The 422-nt window shown below is 47.4% G+C and carries 1 protein-coding gene; it reads left to right on the top strand.

Annotated features, from left to right (window positions below):
* Positions 1-34: 34 nt before the first annotated feature.
* Positions 35-422, top strand: a 388-nt coding sequence (locus tag D3I60_RS01380) for a hypothetical protein (protein ID WP_262774319.1), incomplete at its 3' end; no start/stop codon positions are given.

The raw sequence follows: 422 nt of genomic DNA, 5'->3' as shown, positions 1-422 counted from the left end.
GTTGAATGTGCCCGAATCAATCGATAAGGTGATAATGAAGTGTCTTGAGAAAGAGCCCTCAAATCGATATGCAACAGCTGCTGAATTGAAACAGGCCTTGTACGATGGGGCATTTGTGGCGGGATTAAAGGGCTTGCGCATGGGAGCTGTGCCTGAACCAAAAATGTTAGGCACCTCCGGTAGTGTCAATTCCCACAAGGTGATGAAAAGCAGCCAGCTTTCCCGGAAAATCTACACAAGAAATATGTCTGTTGTCATTTGGCTGTTTGTCACCATCATTGCAGCCGGTGGTTGGTATGTATTTAAGTTTCCCGGCACAACTTACGACCCAGGCACCTGGTACGACAAATTCAGATGGCAGATGGACATGAGGCATGCCGACGATTTGATGAGTCAGGGCAAATATCAGGATGCCGCAAAAG

The sequence above is a fragment of the Brevibacterium permense genome, assembly GCF_025506275.1.
Lineage (GTDB): Bacteria > Actinomycetota > Actinomycetes > Actinomycetales > Brevibacteriaceae > Brevibacterium > Brevibacterium permense_A.
The sequence above is the reverse complement of the archived record's forward strand: the minus strand, read 5'-3'. Positions and strand labels throughout refer to the sequence as shown.